Genomic DNA, 21,233 nt, shown 5'->3' on the forward strand with positions numbered 1-21,233 from the left:
CGCCTCCTCCCGCGCCCCAGCCAGCTTCCGCGCCCCAGCCAGTCCCGCCACCGGCTCCCGTACCGGCATCCGCACCAGCCAAAGCGCCGCCCGCCAAGCCTGCGGCCAGGGGATCGGTGCCGCCGCCGCGCCCGCCCGTGCGCTTGCGCACGTGGATCGCGGCGGCCGTGGTGTTGACCGGTATCTGGTTTTATAACAAGCCCGCCGACAAGCCGGCCAGCGTGGCGGAACAGGTCGAGGCCGCCGCTGCGCTGGCGGTGCAGTGCGACCTGGACGGGGCGCGCAGCGCGCTGGCCGTGCTGAAAAGCGCCAAGGCGCCCGCCGCGCAGATCAAACGCTTGCAAGCAAGCATCACCAAGTCCGCCGCCGCCTGCGACAGGCAACAGCAGCGGGCGCAGGCGTGGTTGGCGCTGCAGGGCAGCGTCAACCAGGCGCTCGACGCGGGCAAGCCGGACCTGGCCGCCACGCGCCTGGCCGCGCATGTGAAGCGCTGGGGCGACGATCCCGACACGCTGGAACTCGACGCCAGGGTGAAAGTGGCGCAAGCGAGCGCCCAGCTCGATGCAGCCGACGCCTGCCTGGCCAGATCGGACCGGACCTGCCTGGAAAGCAGCCTGATCGCCGCCGAGCGCTACAAGCGGCCGGAACTGGCGGCCCGCACGCAGGCGCTGCGCACGGCGCTGTCGCAATTGCTCGAACGTTCGCTGCTGGACGCAACGCCGGGCCAATAGCACACAGCAACATTGTGCCCAGCGTGCAAGGCGCCATGACGATGTCAAGATACCATTGCTTACAACTACGCCACAAAAGCCTGTTTTTATGTGCGTTAGCGCACGCTAGAAAATTTTAGGCAGGTGTATATTGCGAACTGATCTGTGTCTTTTGATAACAATGAAAGGGAATATCATGAAAGTAAGCAAAAATTGGATGACCGTGTGTGCCGCCGGGATGATGGTTGTGGCACTGGCTGCCTGCCAGAAGAAGGACGATGTCGCCGCCGGTCCTGCGGAACAGGCTGGCCAGAAGATCGATGCGGCCGCTGCCAAGGCTGAAGCCGACATCAAGGCTGCCGCGACCAAGGCTGACGACGCCGTGAGCAAGGCTGCAGCCGATACGGGCGCCAAGATGGACCAGGTTGCCGCTGACGCCGACAAGAAGATGAGCGAAGCGGCCGATGCCGTGGGCAAGAAAGTGGAAAAAGCCGGCGAAAAAATGCAGGACGCCGCGCACAAGTAATCACCGCAATAAGCGCGCCAGGGCCGGCTGCCGCCGGCCCGGTCACGGCGGCAGCCGTCAGGTGATGGCTGCCGCGGCCACGCCGTCGCTGGCGCCCGCTGGCCTGCCGTGCGCCGTTGTCCCTGTCCCAGTACCTGCACCATCCATCCCGTCCGTTCCCCCCAGCACCACGCTCAAATCGACATAGCCGTCGCGCCACGCGCGTTCCAGGTCTTGCTCCACCGCTTCCAGGGTCGTGCGTTCCACGTGATGGAAACCGCGCAAGCCATACGCCCGGTTGCGCCCGTGCGCCTTGGCCAGGTACAGGGCCATGTCGATCAGGTTGACGCTGCGTTCCCACGTCAGCGGCCGTCCCAGCGGCGCCAGCGGATAGGGCGCAAAGCCCACGGACACGTGCACCTCGATGCTCTGCCCCTGGTAGTCGATGCGTTGCGCCGCCATGCCGTTGAGGATGCGCCGCGCGATATCGTCGAGCCCGTCGCGCGCGACGGCCGGCAGGAAGGCGAGGAATTCCTCGCCGCCCCAGCGCACGATCATGTCCGTTTCGCGCAACACTTCATGCAGGGTTTCGGCGATCGTCGTCAGCACCAGGTCGCCCGCCGCATGGCCATAGCGGTCGTTGATGTGCTTGAAATGGTCGACATCGAGCAGGAACAGCGCGCCCACCACGTCGCTGCCCGTGTGCGTCTGCTGCGGCTTGCCCGCATGGCTGCGCATGAATTCCTGGAAGTGGCGGCGGTTGTACAGGGCCGTCAGCGGGTCGCGCGAGCTCTGGCGCTTGAGTTCCTGGTTTTTCACCTTCAGCTGCACGTTCGCGTGGCGCACCTTGCGGTACAGCAATCCGACGATGACGGACGCCATCGCCAGCACCAGCGCCAGCAGCCACCACACGCGCTGCTGCAGGCGGCGGTTGTCGATTTCCCTGCTTTTCAGCTGATTTTCGCGGCTCAGCAGCTCGATCTGGCGCTGTTTCTTTTCCGCCTCATATTTTTCTTGTAATTCATACACGGCCTTCTGCCGCTGTTTCTCGAACAGCTGGTTGGAAATGCTCCGCTCGCGGTGGTAGGCCGTGACGGCGCCGCGCAGGTCGCCCGCCTTTTCCAGCGCCGTGCCGTATTCCAGCAGCACGGCCTGCATATCCGGCTGGTTGGCCGTGCGTTCGTAGTAGGCCAGGCCCGTGGCCACGCTTTGCTTGCCTTCCTGCAAGCGTCCCTGGCCGATCAGCGCCTGGCCGATGTTCAGGCGCGCCGTCGCCTCCACCTGCTCGTTGTTGACCAGGCGCCCCGCCGTGATGGCTTCATTCGCGTAGCGCAGGGCGCGCGCGTAGTCGTTTTCCTTCAGGTAGCTGTCCGACAGATTGACGAGGGTGACGGCCACCATGCCGCGCGCGTCCAGCTGGCGTTCCAGCGCCAGGGCCGCCAGCAGGGCGCGCTGGCCCCGCTGCGGCTGCTGCGCATCGAGCGCCAGTCCGTATTCCGTATTCTTGGCCTGCGCCATGCGGCCCGGCGATGCCAGCGTGCCTGATACGGCCAGCAGCTCGTCGAGCACCTCGAAGCCCTTGTCGTATTCGCGCATCTGCGTGTACAGCAGGGTGAGGGCATTCAGGGCGGCGGCCAGACTGGAGGGGGAATTGCTCTGGCGCGCCAGGTCGACGGCCGCCTGCAGCTTGGCCAGCGCGAACGGAAAATTGCCTTCCTCGGCCCAGGACTGGCCCGCGCTGATGGTCGCCTGCACGCGCACGGGCAAGTCGTCCGTGCGGTTGGCGATGCGTTCCGCTTCGAAGGCCAGCAGGTGCGAGGCGCGGCGTTCGTTCATGGCGAACGTGATGTAGGCCTTGCAGAGTATGCCTTTCGCCAGTGCCACGTCGCTCTTGTTCATGCGGGCATAGCCGATCAGCTCTTCGGCCAGCTGCATGGCGAGGTCGTTCTGTCCCAGGCGCATGCGGGCGTTGCTCAGCTGGGTAAGGAATTCCGCGCGTACGGGCAGGGGGGCGCTGCGCGCCTGCGTTTCCACCTCTTGCAGGCGCTGCAGGGCGCGCGCGGGCACGAAGCGGCCATCCTCGCGCACGGCGGCGATATGCTGCTCAAGGTTGCCGGCCTGGGCATGGGCGGCGGGCGGCAGCAGGCAGGCCAATGCCAGCAGCCAATGCGCCTTGCCCCATGATGCCCGTTTCTGTCTGCCTGCCAACGTCCCGCCCCCGCAATGACCATGCTTGTCTGCAGCGATTATATGATGTTGCAATCAAGAAATATCATGGCATGTGCAGATTTTTGCGAAAATGCACACTTTGGCTGCGCTTCAGCGCAGGGCCAGGGCCGCCGGGCCTGGCGCGCTGCCCTTCAGGCGGAAGATGGCGACGGCCGTGATCAGGGCTTGCGCCTGTTCCTGCAGGCTCTCGGCAGCGGCCGCCGCCTGCTCGACCAGGGCGGCGTTCTGTTGCGTGATGTTGTCCATCTGCGTGACGGCCTGGTTGACCTCGCTGATCCCCGCGCTTTGCTCGTGGCTGGCGCTGGTGATCTCGCTCATGATGGCGGCCACCTTCTGGATCGATTCCACCACCAGCGCCATGGTGCGCCCCGCCTCGTCGACGAGCTTGCTGCCGGCGTCGACCCGTTCCACGGAGGCGCCGATCAGGGTCTTGATTTCCTGCGCGGCGGCAGCGCTGCGGTGAGCCAGGCTGCGCACCTCGCCGGCGACGACGGCGAAGCCGCGCCCCTGTTCGCCGGCCCGCGCCGCCTCGACGGCCGCGTTCAGTGCCAGGATATTCGTCTGGAAGGCGATGCCGTCGATGACGCCGATGATGTCGGCGATCTGGCTGGAACTTTCCTTGATCGCGCCCATCGTGCTGACCACCTGGGCGACGACGGCGCCGCCCTGCACGGCGACGGCCGAGGCGGTGGCGGCCAGCTGGTTCGCCTCGCCGGCGTTGCTGGCGTTTTGCCGCACCGTCGCCGTCAGCGTTTCCATCGAACTGGCCGTTTCTTCGAGGGAACTGGCTTGCGCTTCAGTACGCGCCGACAGGTCGGCATTGCCCAGCGCGATTTCGTGCGTGGCCACCGACATTTCGCCGGTGCTGCTGCGGATATCGCCTATCAGCCCCGTCAGGTTGGCGTTAATGGTGTTCATCGCGTGCAGCAGCACGCCGATTTCGTCGGCCCTTTCGATGACGGCGTCGATGCTCAGGTCGCCGCCGGCGATCAATTGCGCCGTGGCGATCGCCTGGTCCAGGCTGCGCTTGATGTGGCGGTACACGAGGAATAGGCACAGCAGCGAGACCATCACCGACACCAGCAGCACGCCGACCGTGACGGAGTAGGCGGCCATGGTGCCGCTCATCGCCGTCTGCACGGCTGTGCTCGTGCGCTGGTCGAGCAGCGTGAGGAATTCATTCACTGGCTGCATGATTTTGCCCTTGTTGCTGTGGTAGGCGGCATCATGCATGATGGTGCGGGCCATTTCCGGGTCCGGCGGCCCCTTCTTGGTAAAGTTGCCGCTGCCATCGTCGAACAGACCCTTGACGGCGTTCATGGCGATCACCTCGGTCTTGACCAGGCCGTCGGAATTGGCCTGGGCCTCCTGCAGTTTGGCGAATTCCTGCTCGCTGAAGCCGGCTTTGCGCATCAGCTCGGCCAGGGGCACGGCGGGGCCCGTCGACGCGGGCACGGGCATGCCCGCCGCCACGAAGTCCCAGTAGATGCGTTCGTAATGGTCGGGGCGCGGTTTCTTGCCGTTGCGGATGTCGAGGATGTCCAGATATTGCTGCTCATACCTGGCGTCGCCCGTGACGACGTAGGTGCGGGCCAGCCGCGTCAGGTCGTCCGAGCTTTGCCGCAGTTCGTCTGCCAGCAGGTAGGACTGGTAGCGCGTTTCCGTGACGCGGTTCGCCTCGGCCTGCTTGCCCGCCACGCGGAACAGCGCCCACAGGCTGATGACGGAGAGCGCCAGGCTGAGCAGAAAAATGGCGGTGAAGATATTCTTGATCGACAGTTTGCTGCGCATGGTGCCCCCCGGAAGTGTGGTTGGGGCCGTCGGCGCTGCCCGCCAGATGAATATACTCCCGTCTGTACGGCATTTCTAATGCCGTACAGAAAAAAAGTGGCGCCATGCAACGGCGCCCCGTGCCTATCAGACTGCCAGTTGCTGCAGCAGATACAGGCGCTGGTACAGGCCGCCTTCGATCTGCATCAGGCTGTCGTGCGGGCCCGCTTCCGTGATGCGGCCATGGTTGAGCACGATGATCCGGTCCGCTTCGCGGATGGTCGACAGGCGGTGGGCGATGGCGATGATGGTGACCTTGCCGCGCAATTCATTGAGGGCCGTCTGCACGATCTGCTCCGTCTGGCTATCGATGCGCGAGGTCGCTTCGTCCAGCAGCAAAATGCGCGGCTGGCCGGCCAGCGCGCGGGCAATCGCGATCAGCTGCTTCTGCCCCGACGACAGGCGCGAACCGCCTTCGCCCAGCGGCGTGTCGTAGCCGTGTTCCAGCGCGGCGATGAAGTCGTGCGCATGCGCGGCGCGCGCCGCCGTCTCGATCTGTGCCTGCGTGTAGCCGCGGCCCATGTCGATGTTTTCGCGCGCCGAGGCGGCCAGCAGGAACGGGTCTTGCGGTACCAGGCCCACGTCGGCGCGGAACTGCTCGTTGTCGATGCTGTCGAGGGGCACGCCATTGATGGCGATGCTGCCCTGCGTGACGGGGTAGAAACGCAGCAGCAGCGAGAGCAGGGTCGACTTGCCGCTGCCCGTGTGGCCGACGATGCCGAAGAAGGCGCCCTGGGGAATGCTCAGCGACAGCTCGTGCAGCACGGGCTGGTTTTCCACATACGCAAACGTCAGGCGCGCGATGTCCACGGCGGGCGTGTTGCCGTCATGCGCGCCATGGCGTGCCGCCGGCGCGGCTTTGCCGGGCGCGTGTTCGAGCGCCTGCGCTTCATCGAGCAGGGCCGAGACGCGCGCCGTCGCCACCACAGATTGCTGCAATTGGCTGAACTGCATGGTGATCTGGATCAAGGGTTCGATCACGCGCGCGATGTAGCTGATGAACGCGTACAGCACGCCCACTTCCACGGCGCCCAACTCGCGCCGGCCGAAGCTGAAGATGACGACGGCCAGCAGCACGATGTTGAGCATGTCGAGCGCGGGGCGCAGCAGCCAGGCGTTGGCGCGCAATTCCTGCATGCGCGCCGTGTAATGGTCCTGGTTGATGCCCGTGAAGCGCGCGCCGAAGCGCTTTTCCGCGTTATTCGCCTGCAGCACGCTCATGCCGCCGATCGATTCGGCGATCTGCCCGTTGATCTCGCTGCGCAGGGCGCGCGCGCGCGTGACAGCCGGCGCGCTCCAGCGCTGGTACAAAAAGACGATGAGCAGCACGGCCGGCAGCAGGGCCAGCACGATCAGCATCAGCCGCCAGTCGAGGAAGGCCATGGCGGCCATGGTGCCGACCAGCACGATGGAGCTGTCGAGGATGACGAACAGCACCTGCACGTACAGCGATTTCACCGCTTCCGTGTCGTTGGTGACGCGGCTGACCAGCTGGCCCGTGATGGCGCGGTCGAAAAAACTCATCGGCAGGCGCAGCACGTGCTGGTAGACGGTTTCGCGCAGGCGCTGCACCGAGCGCATGGCCAGGCCGGACAGGCGTACCAGCTGCAAATAGCGCAGGCCTGACGCGACCCAGCCCGTCAGCAGGCAGCCGCCCAGCAGCAGGGACATGCGCGTCCAGTCAAGGTTGCGCGGCAGCAAGTGCTGGTCGATCAGGGCCTTGCCTAAAATGGGACCCGTGACTTCCAGGGCGGCGGCGAGAATCAGCCAGAACGTGGCCCAATATAAATGGCGCAGGTCGGGCGCGGCGGCGCGGCGCAGCAGGCCGACGGCTTGCGCGGCCTGGCGGCGCACGGATGGCGTGGCGGTGGTGGCTTGGTCGTTCTTAGATGGCATCGAGGCTGGCCTCCAGTTGTTGATAGCGCCACTGGCTGGCATACCAGCCGTCGCGCTGCATCAGCGCGTCGTGGTTGCCCGTTTCCGTGACGTGGCCGTCGCGCAGCACCAGGATCAGGTCCGCGTTGACGACGGCGCTCAGGCGGTGGCTGGCGATGATGGCGCTGCGCTCGGGGCGCTTGCGGCGCAATTCCTCCAGGTGCTGCAGGATGCGCGTTTCCGTGCCCGTATCGACGGCGGATAAGGCATCGTCGAGCAGCAGCAGGCCGTTGTCGGCCAGCAGGGCCCGGGCAATCGCCACGCGCTGGCGCTGGCCGCCGGACAGGGTGATGCCTTTTTCGCCCACGTGCGTTTGATAACCGTCCGGGAACTGCAAAATATCGGCGTGGATATCGGCCAGCTGCGCCGCCCGTTCCACTTCTTCGCGCGTGGCGCCGGGGCGGGCCAGCGCGATATTGTCGGCGATAGTGGCGGAGAATAGGAACGACTCCTGCGGCACCCAGCTGATGGCCGCGCGCAGCGCATGCAGGGTGTAGGCGTCCAGCGGCTGGCCGTTCCACGTGGCCTTGCCCGATTGGGGCGTGACCTGGCGCAGCAGCACGCGCAGCAGGGTCGACTTGCCGCTGCCCGTGGGACCGACCAGGCCCAGGGTCTGGCCCGGCTGCAACAGCAACGAGATGCCGGACAGCGCGGGCGCCGTCTGGCCCGCATACGCAAAGCCGATGTCCTGCAATTGCAGGGGGCCGGGCGTCAGCGTGGCGATGCTGCCATGGTCGTCGATGGCCAGCGGCGCATCTAACATGGGCTGCAGGCGCTGCCAGGCGGCGCGGCCCCGTTCGATCAACGACAGCACCCAGCCGGCGGCGAACATGGGCCAGATCAGCTGGCCCAGGTACATGGAAAAGCTCGTCAGCGCGCCGATGGTCAGCTGGTCTTGCCACACGAGGTAGCCGCCCAGGCCCAGCGTCAGCGCCGTGGCGGCCGTCAGGGTCAGGCCCACGGCCGGTTCATACGCCGCTTCCCAGCGCTGCGCCGTCAGGCTGGCGTTGGCCGCGTGGCCGGCCAGGGTGGAAAACTGCGCGCTGCTGCGCTCTTCCAGGCCCAGCGCGCGCAGGGTGCGCACGCCCGACAAGGACTCTTGCACATGGTCGTTCAGCGCGGAAAAGCGCTTCAAGGAATCCGTCGACGCCGTGTGGATATGGCTGGAAATGCGCCAGAAGGCCAGTCCCATCAGCGGGAAGGGCAAGAGGGCGATGCAGGCCAGGCGCCAGTCCACGCCCAGCAGCATGATGCCGAGCACCATCAGCAGGGTCAAAGTGCCGTCGAAACCGGCCAGCATGGCTTCGCCGGCGGCCATTTCGATGGCGTCGATGTCGTTCGTCGCCAGCGCCATCAGGTCGCCCGTGCGCTGGTTCTGGTAGAACGACGCGCCCTGCTGCGACATGCGCGTGTAGAAGCGCGTGCGCAGCATCACGCCCAGCTGGTAGGCGGCCTTGAACAGGGTGATGCGCCAGCCCACGCGCAGGAAGTAGATGACGACGCCGACGGCGAGCAGGGTCAGCAGCTCAAGCCACAGTTCGGCGGCCGTCATGCGGTGCGCGGCCAGGGCGTCGATGATGGCGCCCACGCGGCGCGGGATCCAGACGGTCAGTGTTGCCACGCCGGTCAGCATGACGGCGGCGGCGGCATACGCCGGCCAATGCTGACGCACGAAGCCGGCGATGAGCCTCGATAAACTCATGGTTACCTTTTGTTTTGAGTAATGGGGTGTCGCGGGGCGGAAGGACGGGCACGCGGACGGAAAAGTACGCGTAGGATACAACAAGGCGGAAAAGCGCGCTGTGGACGGGCACGCAAAAAACGGGCCGTAGCCCGTTGTTTTGCTGCGTCACTGCCGTGCAGGAGGCTTACTTGCGGCCGCTGCCCTTGCCGCCGCCCAGCATGTCGAGCTGCTTCGATGGCGTGCCCTTGGGCGCTGCCTTGGCTGCCGCCTTGGCCGCCGGCGCAGGGGCGTGCTTCACGGCGGCCCTGGCCACGGTCTTGCCGGCGGCGCTGGCCGGCTTGGCGGCCGGTTTGCTCGTAGGAAATGATTTCGCGGCCGGCTTGGCGGGGGCTGGCGCGGCCGCGGCCGCTTTCGCTGGTGCTGCGGCAGGAGCCGGTGCGGGCTTGGCCGCTTCCGGCTTGGCTGCCGGTTTGGCCGCCGGCTTGGCTTCCACGGCTTTCACGGCAGGCTTGTCGGCAACCTTCTCGGCAACCTTGGCAGGCGCTGCCGCTGGCTTGGCTGCCGGCGCGGCTACAGGAGCGGGGGCTGGCGCGGCCTTGGCGGCCGGCTTGGCTACTTCGGCCGGTTTGGCTACTTCGGCAGGCTTGGCGGCAACGGGGGCAGGTGCCGCTGCCGGCGTCGGCGCTGGTGCAGGTGCGGGCGGGGCGACGGCCAGCGCGGGCTTGGCTGCGGCAGGAGCAGGGGCCGGAGCGACGGCAGGGGCGGCCGCATCGAGGCGGGCCTTGGCCGAGGCCAGCAATTCCGCCTGGGTGCCCGAGGCGATGCCGAACAGCTGGCGGCTGTAGGCCAGCACGCTAGCGATATTCGGCTGCGCCTGGCTGGTGCTGTAGCTGAAGAAGTCGCGCGGATCCTGCGTGACCAGCAGGTGCTGGGCCGTTTCTGCCGTCTGCGAGATGGCGGCCTTGCCGGCGTTCAGGTTCAGCGCGATGATTTTCTCGGCGCTTTCAAAGACTTTGCTGGTCAGAAGGCTGAAGATTTGCAGCTGGTTTTCCAGTTGCGACTTGGCGGCGCTGGAAATGTGTTCTGGAAGCGGAAACATATTTACTCCTTTGTACGGATTAAAATGCTGGCAAAACGCTCTGCAAAATCCCGAAAACCAGAGTTGGCCGCGTTTTGTAAAATGGGTAGCGTGCTGAACAGCTAAACATGGACTGATTATGATGCAACGCAATATGAATATTCTAGCGGTGATTCGAGTTAGTTGAAAGCTATTTTCTCAAGGGCGTGCACCGCGTGTTTTCTGCATGTTCGCATGTATTCATGCGCCTGGCAGCATTTGCAGGAAGTTTGCGCGCGCGCAAAGCGTTGTCATGAAATCTATGGCTACGCTTTTGCCAGTGACTATATTCGTGCACTGCAGCATCCTTGAGGAAGATAAGCTGACAATGCACTGGAAGCACCCGATACCGTAGTCAACCGAAGGAGTGTCCGCATGGACCTTGTCATCCGCAATGCCAGCCTGCCCGACGGGCGCCGCGCCATCGATATCGCCATCGAGGGCGGCCGCATCGCCGCCGTCGGCCCCGTCTTGCCCGTGACGGGTGCGCAAGAGATCGACGCCGCCGGCGACCTCGTCACGCCGCCCTTCGTCGACGCCCACTTCCACATGGACGCCACGCTCAGCTACGGCTTGCCGCGCGTGAATGCCTCCGGCACCTTGCTCGAAGGCATTGCCCTGTGGGGCGAGCTGAAGCCGCAGCTGACGCAGGACGCGCTGGTGGAGCGCGCGCTGCAGTATTGCGACTGGGCCGTGGCGCGCGGACTGCTGGCCATCCGCTCGCACGTGGACATCTGCGACCCGCGCCTGCTGGCCGTCGAGGCGCTGCTCGACGTCAAGCGGCAAGTGGCGCCGTATCTCGACCTGCAACTGGTGGCCTTCCCGCAGGACGGCATCCTGCGCAGTCCCGGCGCCTTCGATAATTTAAAGCGCGCGATCGGCATGGGCGTCGACGTGGTCGGTGGCATCCCGCATTTCGAGCGCACCATGGCCGATGGCGCGGAATCCGTGCGCCTGCTGTGCGAATTTGCCTGCGAGCGGGGGCTGATGGTCGACATGCATTGCGACGAGTCGGACGACCCGCTGTCGCGCCACATCGAAACCCTGGCCTTCCACAGTCAGCGCCTTGGCATGCAGGGCAGGGTGACGGGCTCGCACCTGACCTCCATGCACTCGATGGACAATTATTATGTGAGCAAGCTGCTGCCCCTGATCCGCGAGGCGGGCGTGGCGGCCATTGCCAACCCCCTCATCAACATCACCCTGCAGGCGCGTCACGACACGTATCCGAAGCGGCGCGGCATGACGCGCGTGCCCGAGATGCTGGCCGCCGGCATTCCCGTCGCCTTCGGCCACGATTGCGTGATGGACCCGTGGTACAGCCTCGGTTCGGGCGACATGCTGGAAGTGGCGCACATGGGACTGCACGTGGCGCAGATGACGGGCCAGCAAGCCATGCACGAGTGCTTCCTGGCGGTCACCGAGACGCCGGCGACCATCCTGGGCCTGGACGGCTACGGCATCGCGCCCGGCTGCCATGCGGACTTGCTGATCCTCGATTGCGGCAGCACCGTGGAAGCGCTGCGCCTGCGCGCGGCGCGGCGTCTGGTGCTGCGGCGCGGGAAAGTCGTCAGCGAGGCGCCGCGCGCGCAATCGCGCCTGCACCTGCCGGGGCGGCCCGAGAGTGTGAACTTTCGCCTGGGGCGCTGATACAATCGGCCATCACTTGTTATCGGGAGCACCGCCTTGAAAGAAATTGATATCCGCCCGGCCAACGAAGCCGATTTCGACGCCATGTGGCCGATCTTCCAGACCCTGGTGGCCGGCGGCGACACTTACACCTTCCCCGCCGATACTACGCGCGAAGAGTGCCACGCCTACTGGTTCGGCCCCGGCGTGCAAAGCTTTGTCGCCGTGATGGGCAGCGAGCGCCTGCTGGGCATGTACAAGCTGGTGGCGAACCAGCCGGGCCATGGATCGCACGTGGCCAATGCCTCGTTCATGGTCGATCCGGCCGCGCAGGGCGTGGGCGTGGGCCGCCTGATGGGCGTGCACTGCATGGAAGAAGCGCGCCGCGCGGGCTACCTGGCGATGCAGTTCAACTTCGTCGTCAGCACCAACCTGGCCGCCGTCACCCTGTGGAAAAAGCTGGGCTTCACGGTGGTCGCCACCCTGCCGCTGGCCTACCGCCATGCGCAGCTGGGCTATGTCGACGCCTACGTGATGTACCAGCTGTTGACCGACCCGATGCAGTGGCCGGTATGAGCGGCGCCGTCATTGTGATCGAGACGTCCCGTCTGCTCCTGCGCACGGCCACCCTGGACGATGCGGCCTTCTACATGGAGTTGGTCAACGACCCGTCGTGGATCGCCAACATCGGCCAGCGCAACATCCACACCCTGGAAGCGGCCCGCGCCGCGCTGGAGTCGGGACCGATGGCGCAGTTCCGCGCGCATGGCGACTGCCTGTACATCGTCGAGCGGCGCAGCGATGGCGCGCCCGTGGGCATGGCCGGCCTGGTGCGCCGCGACAGCCTGCCCGGCCCCGATATCGGCTACGCCATGCGTCCCGCCTACTGGGGCCAGGGCTATGCCTGGGAAGCAACGGCGGCCATCGTGCGGCATGCCCAGCACGTGCTGCGCCTGCCCACGCTGTACGGCATCACCTCGCTGCAGAACCAGGCGTCGATCAATCTGCTCAACAAGCTGGGACTGCGCTTCGAACGCTTTACGCGGCGCCAGCCGGACGGCAAGGATACGAATGTCTACCGCCGCGATTTCCGCCAGCATGGCTAGATTGCTTGGCTAGCTTGGCCGGCGCGTACCGGCAAAGCGGGGAAAAGTATGCGGAAAAGCCCGCTGCCGGCGGCGCCGGGCGCTTACCATAGCGTGACATCGCCGCCGCACGCGGCCGCCCATACACTTTTCATGGAACCATCGTGACCTATCTCGGCATCGATATCGGCACTTCCGAAGTCAAGGCCATCCTCACCGATGACGCGCAGACCATCCTCGCCAGCAGCGGCGTGGCCCTGCGCGTGTCGAGTCCCCATCCCGGCTGGTCGGAACAGCATCCCGAACACTGGTGGCAGGCCACGCTGGACGTGATCGCCGCCATCCGCAGCGCCCAGCCGCTGGCGTTTTCCGGCTTGCGCGGCATCGCCCTGTCGGGCCAGATGCATGGCGCCACCCTGCTCGACGAGCGGCAGCGCGTGCTGCGCCCGGCGATTCTGTGGAACGACACGCGCGCGTCCGCCGAATGCGCGGAACTGGAAGCGCTGGTGCCCGGGTCGCGCGCCATCACGGGCAACCAGGCCATGCCGGGCTTCACGGCGCCCAAGCTGCTGTGGCTGCAAAAGCACGAACCGGCGCTGTTCCGCGCCATCAGTAAAGTCTTGCTGCCCAAGGATTACGTGGCCCTGCGCCTGACGGGCGAGTATGTCTCCGACATGTCCGACGCTTCCGGCACCCTGTGGCTGGACGTGGCCAAACGCGACTGGTCCGAGCGCATGCTGGCCGCCACCGGCCTCTCGCGTGAACACATGCCGCGCCTGGTCGAAGGCAGCGCCGCCGCCGCGCAGGTACAGTCTTCCCTGTGCCAGGAATGGGGCATCGCGCACACGGTGCTGCTGGCCGGCGGCGCGGGAGATAACGCGGCGGCGGCCGTGGGCCTGGGCGTGGTGGAGCCGGGCGCGGGCCTGCTGTCGCTGGGAACGTCCGGCGTGCTGTTCGCCGGCAGCGACGGTTTTGCGCCGAACCCGGGCCAGGGCGTGCACGCGTTCTGCCATTGCCTGCCCGGGCGCTGGCACCAGATGAGCGTGATCCTCAGCGCCGCGTCCAGCCTGAATTGGGTGGCGCGGCTGACGCAGTCGTCCGACATCGGCGAACTGGTGGCGCTGGCGGAAAACGTCGAGGCGCGCACGGCACCCCTGTTCCTGCCCTACCTGAGCGGCGAGCGCACGCCGCACAACGACGCTGCGGCGCGCGGGGTGTTTTTCGGCCTGTCGACGGAGCACGGACGCGCGGAACTGGCCTACAGCGTGATGGAAGGCGTGGCTTTTGCCATGGCCGACGGCAATGCAGCCCTGCGCGGCGCCGGCACGCACCTGACAGAAGCGTCGTTCGTGGGCGGCGGTTCGCGCAGCCGCTTCTGGGCGCAGCTGTGCGCGAACGCCTCGGGCTTGCACGTGCTGCGGCACGACCACGGCGTGGCCGGCGGCACCCTGGGCGCGGCGCGCCTGGCGCAGATGGCGGTGACGGGCTTGCCGCCCGCCCAGGTGTGCACGCGCCCGCCCGTGCAGGAAACGGTGGCGCCGCAGCCGTCCGGCGTGCTCGACGAACGGCTGGCGCGCTACCGGCGCTTGTATCCGCTGCTGCGCGAGGAGTTCGCGGGCGCTGCGGCCGGCGATGTGGCTGCTTAGTCAACTTTTCCTTGTAATTTGTTGTTTCTATGTTGAAAGTATTTCTCTAACGAAAGCGCTGCTTGGTTTTTTACGGGGCGCGCCGCATGATTTCCTTGTTTTGGTGAGAATTGGATAGATTTGGCGGCGCCTTTGTTGCCATCCTGTTCTTGCCGCCGGGAGAAACACATGCAACTCGCGAACCTGAAAATTTCCATCCGCCTGGGTCTGCTGGGCACCTTCTTCTTTCTTGCGCTGGTGTTCGTCGGCGCGCGCGGCTGGAGCGCGCTCGACGCGGCCAGCGCGCGCAGCGCGGACGCCATGCAGCGCGCCGTGGCCCTGACGGAAGCCGTCGACGCGGCGCGCAGCGCGCAGGTGGAATTCAAGATCCAGGTGCAGGAATGGAAAAACATCCTGCTGCGCGGCGGCGATGCGGCTGCCTTCCAGCGCTACCGCGAAGCGTTCGTCGCCAGCGGCGCGCAGACGCGCAAGGAATTGAAAAGCCTGCAAGCCATGATGGGGGCGCTGAAGCTCGACACGGCGCCCGTGGAGCATGCATTGCAGGCGCACGACGCGCTGGGCGTGAGCTACCTGGCGGCGCTGCAAAAGTATGATGGTGCGCGCGCCGACAGCGCCCACACGGTCGATGCGCTGGTCAAGGGCATGGACCGCGAACCGACGCGCCAGATCGACGCCATCGTCGCGGCCATCGGCAAGCAGTCGCACGGCCTGATGGCGCAGATGAAGGAGCAGGATGACGCGGCGCACCGCAGCGCCAGCATCGCCATGCTGGCCACGGTGCTGGTGACGCTCGTTGTCGGCAGCGTCACCGTGTGGTGGCTGATCCGCAGCATCACCGTGCCGCTGGGCGCGGCCGTCGGCATCGCCCAGCAAGTGGCGGCGGGAGACTTGCGCGCCGTGGTGGCCGACGGCAGCCGCGATGAAATCGGCGACCTGCTGCGGGCCCTGAAAGCCATGAGCGGCAACCTGGCGGCCATCGTGGGACGGGTGCGCACCGGCACGGATGCCATCGCCACGGCGTCAGGCGAGATCGCCAGCGGCAATATGGACCTGTCCTCGCGCACGGAAGAGCAAGCCAGCTCGCTGGAACAGACGGCCGCCTCGATGATCGAGCTGACGTCCACCGTGCGGCAGAATAACGACAACGCCGACCAGGCGCGCCAGCTGGCCGGCGGCGCATCCGACGTGGCGCAGCGCGGCGGCGCGGCCGTGGCGCAGGTGGTGCAGACCATGAGCCATATCAATGCCTCCTCCAAACGCATCGTCGACATCATCGCCGTCATCGACGGCATCGCCTTCCAGACGAATATCCTGGCCCTGAATGCGGCGGTGGAAGCGGCGCGCGCGGGCGAGCAGGGACGCGGTTTCGCCGTCGTCGCTACCGAGGTGCGCAGCCTGGCGCACCGCTCGGCCGCGGCGGCCATGGAAATCAAGCAGCTGATCGGCGAATCCGTGCGCACGGTGGAAGAGGGCAGCGTGCTGGCCAGCCAGGCGGGGCGCACGATGGATGACGTGGTGAGCAGCGTGCAGCGCGTGAACGCCATCATCGGCGAAATCGCCGTGGCCAGCGTGGAGCAGCGCGACGGCATCGAACAGATTAGCATCGCCATCAGCCAGATGGATGGCGTGACGCAGCAGAACGCGGCGCTGGTGGAGCAGGCCGCCGCCGCCGCGGATGCGCTGCAGCAGCAGGCGGCCAGCCTGGCCGATGCCGTCAGCATCTTCCAGCTGCACGGGACGCCCGGCGTGGCCGTACCGGCTGGCGCCGCGCAGGCCCGCAGGCTGTCGCTGGCCTGAGGCGGGCGTGCCCAGCGCCGCTTGATGCCAGTCAAGCGGCGCTTCATCAGGCAAAATTCTTGCCGAAATTCTTATACTATTTCCTTTCCGCATGGATCTGCGCCCGGCCGCATGGCGCGCGTTGCAAAGGAAAACCATGTCCCGTACTTTCCGCCTGCCGGGTGACGCATGACGGCGCTGCTGCTGGCGCTGTGCCTGACCCTGGCCGTGATGCTGAGCGTGCTGCTGGCCTGCCAGTGGCAGACGGCGCGCATGTGGCGCATGCGCCATGCGACCGGCGCGGTGCTGCAGGCGGCCCAGGCGCAGCGCATGGCAGAGGCGCTGGCGCTGCTGCATGCGCTGCCGGCCGCCGTCATCGGCACCGACCACGATGGCATGGTGCAGTACCTGAATCCCCGCGCCAGCGCCATGGGCGGGCTGCTGGGCGACGATGGCCTGGGCCAGCCCGTGACCGGGCTGCTGCCGCTGTTCCACGACGGCACGCCCATCGACGCGGCGCGCCAGGTGCGCGACTGCGTGGCGCGCCAGGAAGTGCTGGAGGTGGCGCGCGGCGCCGTGCTGCTGCGTCCTCTCGACGGCAAGCGCATCGACGTGCAGTACAGCTGCGCGCCGCTGGCGCAGGGCGGCGCGGTGCTGCTGCTGCACGATGTGTCGGCCCGCCGGCGCGCCGAGCAGCAGCTGGAATTCATCGCCCACCACGACGGCTTGACGGGCTTGCCGAACCGCCTGCATTTCCAGATCCGCTTCGAGCACGGCATCGCCTATGCGCGCCGCCACCAGGCTTTGCTGGCCGTGCTGTTCGTCGACATCGACCGCTTCAAATCCATCAACGACAGCCTGGGGCACGACGTGGGCGACCAGGTGCTGACGGAGTTCGCGCGCCGGGTGCAGCAGTGCGTGCGCAAGGTCGACACGGTGGCGCGCCAGGGCGGCGATGAATTCATCATCCTGCTGACGGAATTGCGCACGGCGCACGATGCCGAGCGGGTGGCCGAAAAGATCGTCGGCGCCATCGCCGCCCCCTTCGTCATCGGCGAATACAGCCTGTCGGTGGCGGCCAGCGTGGGCGTGGCCCTGTACCCGGACGACGACGACGACGTCAATGCGCTGATCGAAAAGGCCGACCTAGCCATGTATGCGGCCAAGCGCCATGCGCCGGGCACCTGTCTGCGCTACGCCGCGCGCATGCAGACGCAAACATACTCGCGCACCATCCTCGAGACGGCCCTGCGCCATGCACTCGAACGCAACGAATTCGCGCTGTACTACCAGCCGCGCATGGACCTGAAGACGCGCAGGATCACGGGCGTGAAGGCGCTGCTGCGCTGGAAGCACCCGGAACTGGGCCTGATGATGCCGCTCGACTTTCTACCGGTGCTGGAGGAAAGCGCCCTGATCCTGCCGGTGGGGGCGTGGGTGATGGCCACGGCGGTGCAACAGGCGCGCAGCTGGATCGCGCAGGGGCAGATGCTGACGGTGTCCGTCAGCCTGTCGGCGCGCCAGTTCTACCAGCGCGATATCGCGCGCAATTTTGCCGCCGCACTGGAAGCGGCCGGCGTGCCGGGGCACTGCATCGAACTGGAAATCGCCGCCGGCATCCTGATCGACCGCAACCAGAACTGCGAACTGATACTGCGCCAGTTCCGCCAGCTGGGCATGGCGATTGCCATCAGCGATTTCGGCACGGGCGATGCGTCGCTCAATTACCTGAAACGCTTCCCCACGGATGCCGTGAAGATCGAAAAGTGCTTCGTCGACGACGTGGGCAAGCCGGGCGGCGACGGCGCCATGGTGCGCGCCATCGTGGCCATGGCGCGCACGCTGGGACTGCGCACCATCGCCGGCGGCGTGGAAAGCGGCGAGCAGCTGGAGCTGCTGGCCGAGATGGGCTGCGACGAGGCGTTTGGCTATTTTCTCGGCCGCGCCATGGGGCCTGAAGGCGTCGAGGCGCTGCTCAGGTGCGGCGCCCCGGCGTAGTTCACAGAATGGCCAGCGCGACGGCGGCCAGCACGGCCGCCACGCCGATCATGCGCGCCAGGCGCATGGCCTGGTGGGGGGCGTAGGGCAGCAGCCAGATCAGCAGCAAGCCGCAGCCCGTCAGGCTGCCGACCCAGTAGACGAGGCCGTAGCCGCCGCCGGCGATGTGCATGGCCCAGGCCAGGGCCGCCGCCAGCGCCAGCCAGCCGGTCCATTGCAAGCGGCGGCGCAGCGGGGCGGGCGGTTCGGCGCCGCGTCCGTGCAGATCGGCGTAGTGGCGGTCCATCGCCAGGCACAGTGCGGACAGGCCCGCATAGCACAGGGCGAAGACGAGGAAATTGGCTAGTAATTCCATCACGCGGCCTCCATCGTTGGCGCCGGTTTTACGGGTGCCGCCTTGGCCGCCTTCACGGGCAGCGGTTTCAATTTGAACGCCGCATACGCGAGGCCCAGGCCCAGCACCAGCACCACCAGGTCGAAAGCGGCCACCGCCACGGGGCCGCGCCCCAGGAACAGGGTCACGCCCAGGTGTGCATCGCTGGTGAACATGTTCAGCACGGGCAGGGACGCCAGCAGGAAGGCGCCGGCGGCCAGCTGCATGCGCCACATGGCGCGCGAGGGGCGCAGCTGGGCGATGATGGCGGCCAGGGCCCAGGCGCCGAAGAAGCAGGCGATTTCTTCTTTCGCCCGCTCTTCCATCGTCACCGACAGCAGGCGGTTGGCCCAGAAGTAGGCGCCGAAGGCGATCGGGATGCCCGCAATGGCGCCGATGTTGAGCGCTTCCACCAGGCGCAGGCCGAAGCTGGCGCGCTTGCCGGCGGCCAGCGCCTTGGCCTGCTTCTGGCGCGTCTTGACGGCCCACAGCAGGGCGCCCGTGGCGACCATGGCGCAACCGGCCAGGCCGGAGAGGAAGAACAGGGCGCGCAGCAGCGGGCCGCCGAAATGCGCGATGTGCAGGCCATACATCACGCCGTGCGTGGCGGCCGCGCCGGGCAGCGCGTCGCCGTCGGTAGCCAGCAGCTTGCCGGAAACGCCATCGAATTCCATCGACGGCTGCTTCGACGACATGTCGCGTCCGGACGCGCGCGACAGCGTGATGGTGGCGTTGGTATCGCCCGGGTGGTTGACGGAGATGCGTTCGACCTTGCCGCCCCAGTGCTGCTCCGCCTGGCGCACCAGGGGTGCCAGCGGCGTCAGGGGCGCAGCCACGCCGGCCGGCTTGCTGTCGCCCGAACGGCCCGGGAAGGCTTCGGCGAAGAAGGCGTCCTTGTCACCCTTGTAGGCGGCCGTGGCGCCGGACGGCATGTACAGGAACATCAACGTGACCAGGCCCGTGTAGGTGATCATGATGTGGTAAGGCAGGGCCAGCACGGCCGTCACGTTGTGCGCGTCGAGCCACGAGCGCTGGCCCTTTTTCGGCCGGAAGGTAAACAAATCCTTGAAGATGCGCTTGTGCGTGACGATGCCGCTGATGATGGAGACGAACATGAACATGGCGCAGAAACCCACGATCCAGCGGCCCCAGATGGCCGACATGTAGTGCAGGTCGAAATGCAGGCGGTAGAGGAATTCGCCGCCCCGCGTTTCGCGCGGCTTGGACAGCACCTCGCCCGTGGCCGGGTCGGCTTGCTCGCTATGGAAATTGCCGCGCCGCCCGCGTTTCTTTTCGCCTGGCTGCGAGGGTTTGCTCCAGCCCAGCTGCGTGGCCGGATTGCGCTCGCCGGGCAGGCTGATGAACCAGCGCGTGGCGCCCGTGGCCCGCTCTTGCATCGCTTGTTGCGCGACGGTGGCCGCTACTTCCGTCGTCACGTCGCTGGCGGCGGCGCCGTGCAATTCGGGCTGCATCCACAAGGTGATTTCATTGCGGTAGTAGCTGGCCGTGCCGGCGCAAAACACCAGCAGCAAGATCCAGCAGACGAGCAGGCCGGACCAGGTATGCAGCCATGCCATCGACTGGCGGAAACCTTCTTTCATGCGAGACTCCAGGAGAGTGCGTCCATCGACTGCAGGATGGCGGCGATGACGGCGGCGGGGATTGCGAGCCCGAGCCAGGCGCGCAGGGCGCTGCGCGTGGCGAAGACCCACATCACGGCGCAGGTGTAGATGGCAAACGACAGCAGGGTGGCCGTCATGACGGCTTCGGAACGGGCCATGGGCAGGCTCACCGACAGCAGCATGGTGACCAGCGCGGCCAGCACGTAGCCGCCGCCGATGGCCGCCACGCTGCGCGACGCCACGCCGAGGCGGTAGACGGCGCCGGCGGAGAGCCGCAGGCGCGGCATTTTAAGGATGGCTGGCGCTTGCATGGTCAGTCGTGGTCCTTGCTCGGTGGCAGGGCCGGGCCGGCCGGCAGCGGCGTCACGCCTTGCGGCTGCACCAGGCTCAGGGTGGTCACGAACATGGCCTTGTCATACGCTTGCGCGCCGCGCTGGCCGGGCGTCTTGTCCGTGTGCTGCACTTCCAGCACATACGTGCCCTTCCATGGCAGCGGGAAGCTGACCAGGCCTTGCGCATCGCTCCACGCTTCCTTGCCCCAGCCCGATTGCACCACGGCGTTGACCTTGGCTTGCGCCAGCGGCTTGCCCTGGTAGCTGACCTGGAACTGGCCGGGTTTGCCGGTCGGTACCAGGTCCAGGGTCAGCGCTTGTGTTTGCGCCTTGCCGTCGGCGACCAGGCGCGCGGCGGGAATCCACACGGTGCGCGTGGCCTTGCCATCCTTCTTCTCTTCCCACGACGGGTAGTTGTCTTCCTCGACGATGATGCTTTCGCCGGCGCCCACCTTGCCATTCAGGATGAACGCGCCGGCCGTCTTGCTTGCCTGCAGCGGCTGCGCGCCCTTGGCCGATACCCACGTCACGTTCTTGATGCTGAACTTGTCCAGCAGGCCGGGCGATGCTTCGCGCAGGTTGTCGCCGAATTCGCCGAAGTACACGCTGGCCGCCTTGCCGTCCTGCTGCAGCCAGATCTGGTGTGCGCTGGCGCTGCCGCAGGCGAGGGCCGCGCCCAGCAGGGCGGTGGCGAGGGCGCCGGGGCGCGCGATGGAAGTGATGTGCATGGTGTATCCCTTATCTTGTTATGTGAATGGAAAA

The 21,233-nt window shown here is 66.7% G+C and carries 17 protein-coding genes; 8 read left to right on the forward strand and 9 right to left on the reverse strand.

The annotated features are described in order from the left end of the window. Positions 1 to 731 (forward strand): hypothetical protein (locus tag AC07X6_RS27695; RefSeq protein WP_494793095.1); only part of this gene is annotated, 731 nt, incomplete at its 5' end. A 175-nt stretch (positions 732 to 906) separates the two neighbouring features. After that, a complete protein-coding gene (locus tag AC07X6_RS27700; RefSeq protein ID WP_230539816.1) occupies positions 907 to 1,236 on the forward strand; it encodes a hypothetical protein in 330 nt (109 codons plus the stop codon). A 57-nt stretch (positions 1,237 to 1,293) separates the two neighbouring features. On the opposite strand, the gene AC07X6_RS27705 is transcribed toward AC07X6_RS27700, so the two are convergent. The 5 genes from AC07X6_RS27705 to phaP form a co-directional block, all read right to left on the reverse strand. After that, entirely contained in the window at positions 1,294 to 3,423 is a 2,130-nt protein-coding gene (locus tag AC07X6_RS27705; RefSeq protein WP_494793096.1) for a GGDEF domain-containing protein, read from the reverse strand. Positions 3,424 to 3,534: 111 nt separating this feature from the next. After that, positions 3,535 to 5,235: a methyl-accepting chemotaxis protein gene (locus AC07X6_RS27710; RefSeq protein WP_230539815.1), complete on the reverse strand. Its 1,701-nt coding sequence runs from the start codon at positions 5,233 to 5,235 to the stop codon at positions 3,535 to 3,537. A 126-nt stretch (positions 5,236 to 5,361) separates the two neighbouring features. Then, the gene (locus tag AC07X6_RS27715; RefSeq protein ID WP_494793097.1) at positions 5,362 to 7,170 is read right to left on the reverse strand and encodes an ABC transporter ATP-binding protein; all 1,809 of its coding nucleotides are present in this window, start codon (positions 7,168 to 7,170) and stop codon (positions 5,362 to 5,364) included. Next, complete coding sequence (locus tag AC07X6_RS27720) at positions 7,160 to 8,911, reverse strand: ABC transporter ATP-binding protein (RefSeq protein WP_494793098.1); 1,752 nt, start codon at positions 8,909 to 8,911, stop codon at positions 7,160 to 7,162. Before AC07X6_RS27720 ends, AC07X6_RS27715 begins: the two co-directional genes overlap by 11 nt. A 166-nt stretch (positions 8,912 to 9,077) precedes the next feature. Continuing rightward, positions 9,078 to 9,992, reverse strand: a complete 915-nt coding sequence (phaP, locus tag AC07X6_RS27725; RefSeq protein WP_494793099.1) for a TIGR01841 family phasin — start codon at positions 9,990 to 9,992, stop codon at positions 9,078 to 9,080. A gap of 393 nt (positions 9,993 to 10,385) precedes the next feature. Here phaP and AC07X6_RS27730 point away from each other — a divergent pair, with 393 nt between their 5' ends. The 6 genes from AC07X6_RS27730 to AC07X6_RS27755 all read left to right on the forward strand — a co-directional run bounded on the left by AC07X6_RS27730 (position 10,386) and on the right by AC07X6_RS27755 (position 18,144). Continuing rightward, positions 10,386 to 11,660, forward strand: a complete 1,275-nt coding sequence (locus AC07X6_RS27730; RefSeq protein WP_494793100.1) for an amidohydrolase family protein — start codon at positions 10,386 to 10,388, stop codon at positions 11,658 to 11,660. Between the two features lie 36 nt (positions 11,661 to 11,696). Continuing rightward, the gene (locus AC07X6_RS27735; RefSeq protein ID WP_494793101.1) at positions 11,697 to 12,215 is read left to right on the forward strand and encodes a GNAT family N-acetyltransferase; all 519 of its coding nucleotides are present in this window, start codon (positions 11,697 to 11,699) and stop codon (positions 12,213 to 12,215) included. Next, positions 12,212 to 12,745 (forward strand): GNAT family N-acetyltransferase, encoded by a 534-nt coding sequence (locus tag AC07X6_RS27740; RefSeq protein ID WP_494793102.1) that lies wholly within the window; start codon positions 12,212 to 12,214, stop codon positions 12,743 to 12,745. The genes AC07X6_RS27735 and AC07X6_RS27740 overlap by 4 nt, the downstream gene beginning before the upstream one ends. A gap of 143 nt (positions 12,746 to 12,888) precedes the next feature. Further along, the gene (gene xylB, locus AC07X6_RS27745) at positions 12,889 to 14,370 is read left to right on the forward strand and encodes a xylulokinase (RefSeq protein WP_494793103.1); all 1,482 of its coding nucleotides are present in this window, start codon (positions 12,889 to 12,891) and stop codon (positions 14,368 to 14,370) included. Between the two features lie 168 nt (positions 14,371 to 14,538). After that, entirely contained in the window at positions 14,539 to 16,167 is a 1,629-nt protein-coding gene (locus AC07X6_RS27750) for a methyl-accepting chemotaxis protein (RefSeq protein WP_494793104.1), read from the forward strand. A gap of 168 nt (positions 16,168 to 16,335) precedes the next feature. Continuing rightward, a complete protein-coding gene (locus AC07X6_RS27755; protein ID WP_474292558.1) occupies positions 16,336 to 18,144 on the forward strand; it encodes a putative bifunctional diguanylate cyclase/phosphodiesterase in 1,809 nt (602 codons plus the stop codon). A gap of 1 nt (position 18,145) precedes the next feature. On the opposite strand, the gene AC07X6_RS27760 is transcribed toward AC07X6_RS27755, so the two are convergent. Genes AC07X6_RS27760 through AC07X6_RS27775 form a run of 4 tightly spaced genes read right to left on the reverse strand, consistent with a single transcriptional unit; the run spans position 18,146 to position 21,199 of the window. Beyond that, a complete protein-coding gene (locus AC07X6_RS27760; RefSeq protein WP_230539983.1) occupies positions 18,146 to 18,499 on the reverse strand; it encodes a DUF3325 domain-containing protein in 354 nt (117 codons plus the stop codon). After that, positions 18,499 to 20,118 carry a PepSY-associated TM helix domain-containing protein gene (locus tag AC07X6_RS27765; protein ID WP_494793105.1) on the reverse strand — a complete coding sequence of 540 codons (1,620 nt, stop codon included), beginning with the start codon at positions 20,116 to 20,118 and terminating at the stop codon, positions 18,499 to 18,501. Before AC07X6_RS27765 ends, AC07X6_RS27760 begins: the two co-directional genes overlap by 1 nt. Then, positions 20,115 to 20,450, reverse strand: a complete 336-nt coding sequence (locus AC07X6_RS27770; protein WP_230539805.1) for a DUF3649 domain-containing protein — start codon at positions 20,448 to 20,450, stop codon at positions 20,115 to 20,117. Before AC07X6_RS27770 ends, AC07X6_RS27765 begins: the two co-directional genes overlap by 4 nt. Positions 20,451 to 20,452: 2 nt before the next feature. Continuing rightward, positions 20,453 to 21,199: a DUF4198 domain-containing protein gene (locus tag AC07X6_RS27775; protein WP_494793106.1), complete on the reverse strand. Its 747-nt coding sequence runs from the start codon at positions 21,197 to 21,199 to the stop codon at positions 20,453 to 20,455. Between the last annotated feature and the right edge of the window lie 34 nt (positions 21,200 to 21,233).

The organism is Janthinobacterium sp. GW460-12-1-14-LB5, assembly GCF_059423585.1.

What these genes read in the sequence shown, in the direction of transcription:
- AC07X6_RS27710 (WP_230539815.1), bottom strand. Translation starts at nt 5,235, where the DNA reads ATGCGCAGCAAACTGTCGATCAAGAATATCTTCACCGCCATTTTTCTG.
- AC07X6_RS27720 (WP_494793098.1), bottom strand. Translation starts at nt 8,911, where the DNA reads ATGAGTTTATCGAGGCTCATCGCCGGCTTCGTGCGTCAGCATTGGCCG.
- AC07X6_RS27730 (WP_494793100.1), top strand. Translation starts at nt 10,386, where the DNA reads ATGGACCTTGTCATCCGCAATGCCAGCCTGCCCGACGGGCGCCGCGCC.
- AC07X6_RS27755 (WP_474292558.1), top strand. Translation starts at nt 16,336, where the DNA reads ATGACGGCGCTGCTGCTGGCGCTGTGCCTGACCCTGGCCGTGATGCTG.
- phaP (WP_494793099.1), bottom strand. Translation starts at nt 9,992, where the DNA reads ATGTTTCCGCTTCCAGAACACATTTCCAGCGCCGCCAAGTCGCAACTG.
- AC07X6_RS27770 (WP_230539805.1), bottom strand. Translation starts at nt 20,450, where the DNA reads ATGCAAGCGCCAGCCATCCTTAAAATGCCGCGCCTGCGGCTCTCCGCC.
- AC07X6_RS27740 (WP_494793102.1), top strand. Translation starts at nt 12,212, where the DNA reads ATGAGCGGCGCCGTCATTGTGATCGAGACGTCCCGTCTGCTCCTGCGC.
- AC07X6_RS27750 (WP_494793104.1), top strand. Translation starts at nt 14,539, where the DNA reads ATGCAACTCGCGAACCTGAAAATTTCCATCCGCCTGGGTCTGCTGGGC.
- AC07X6_RS27765 (WP_494793105.1), bottom strand. Translation starts at nt 20,118, where the DNA reads ATGAAAGAAGGTTTCCGCCAGTCGATGGCATGGCTGCATACCTGGTCC.
- AC07X6_RS27715 (WP_494793097.1), bottom strand. Translation starts at nt 7,170, where the DNA reads ATGCCATCTAAGAACGACCAAGCCACCACCGCCACGCCATCCGTGCGC.
- AC07X6_RS27700 (WP_230539816.1), top strand. Translation starts at nt 907, where the DNA reads ATGAAAGTAAGCAAAAATTGGATGACCGTGTGTGCCGCCGGGATGATG.
- AC07X6_RS27775 (WP_494793106.1), bottom strand. Translation starts at nt 21,199, where the DNA reads ATGCACATCACTTCCATCGCGCGCCCCGGCGCCCTCGCCACCGCCCTG.
- AC07X6_RS27760 (WP_230539983.1), bottom strand. Translation starts at nt 18,499, where the DNA reads ATGGAATTACTAGCCAATTTCCTCGTCTTCGCCCTGTGCTATGCGGGC.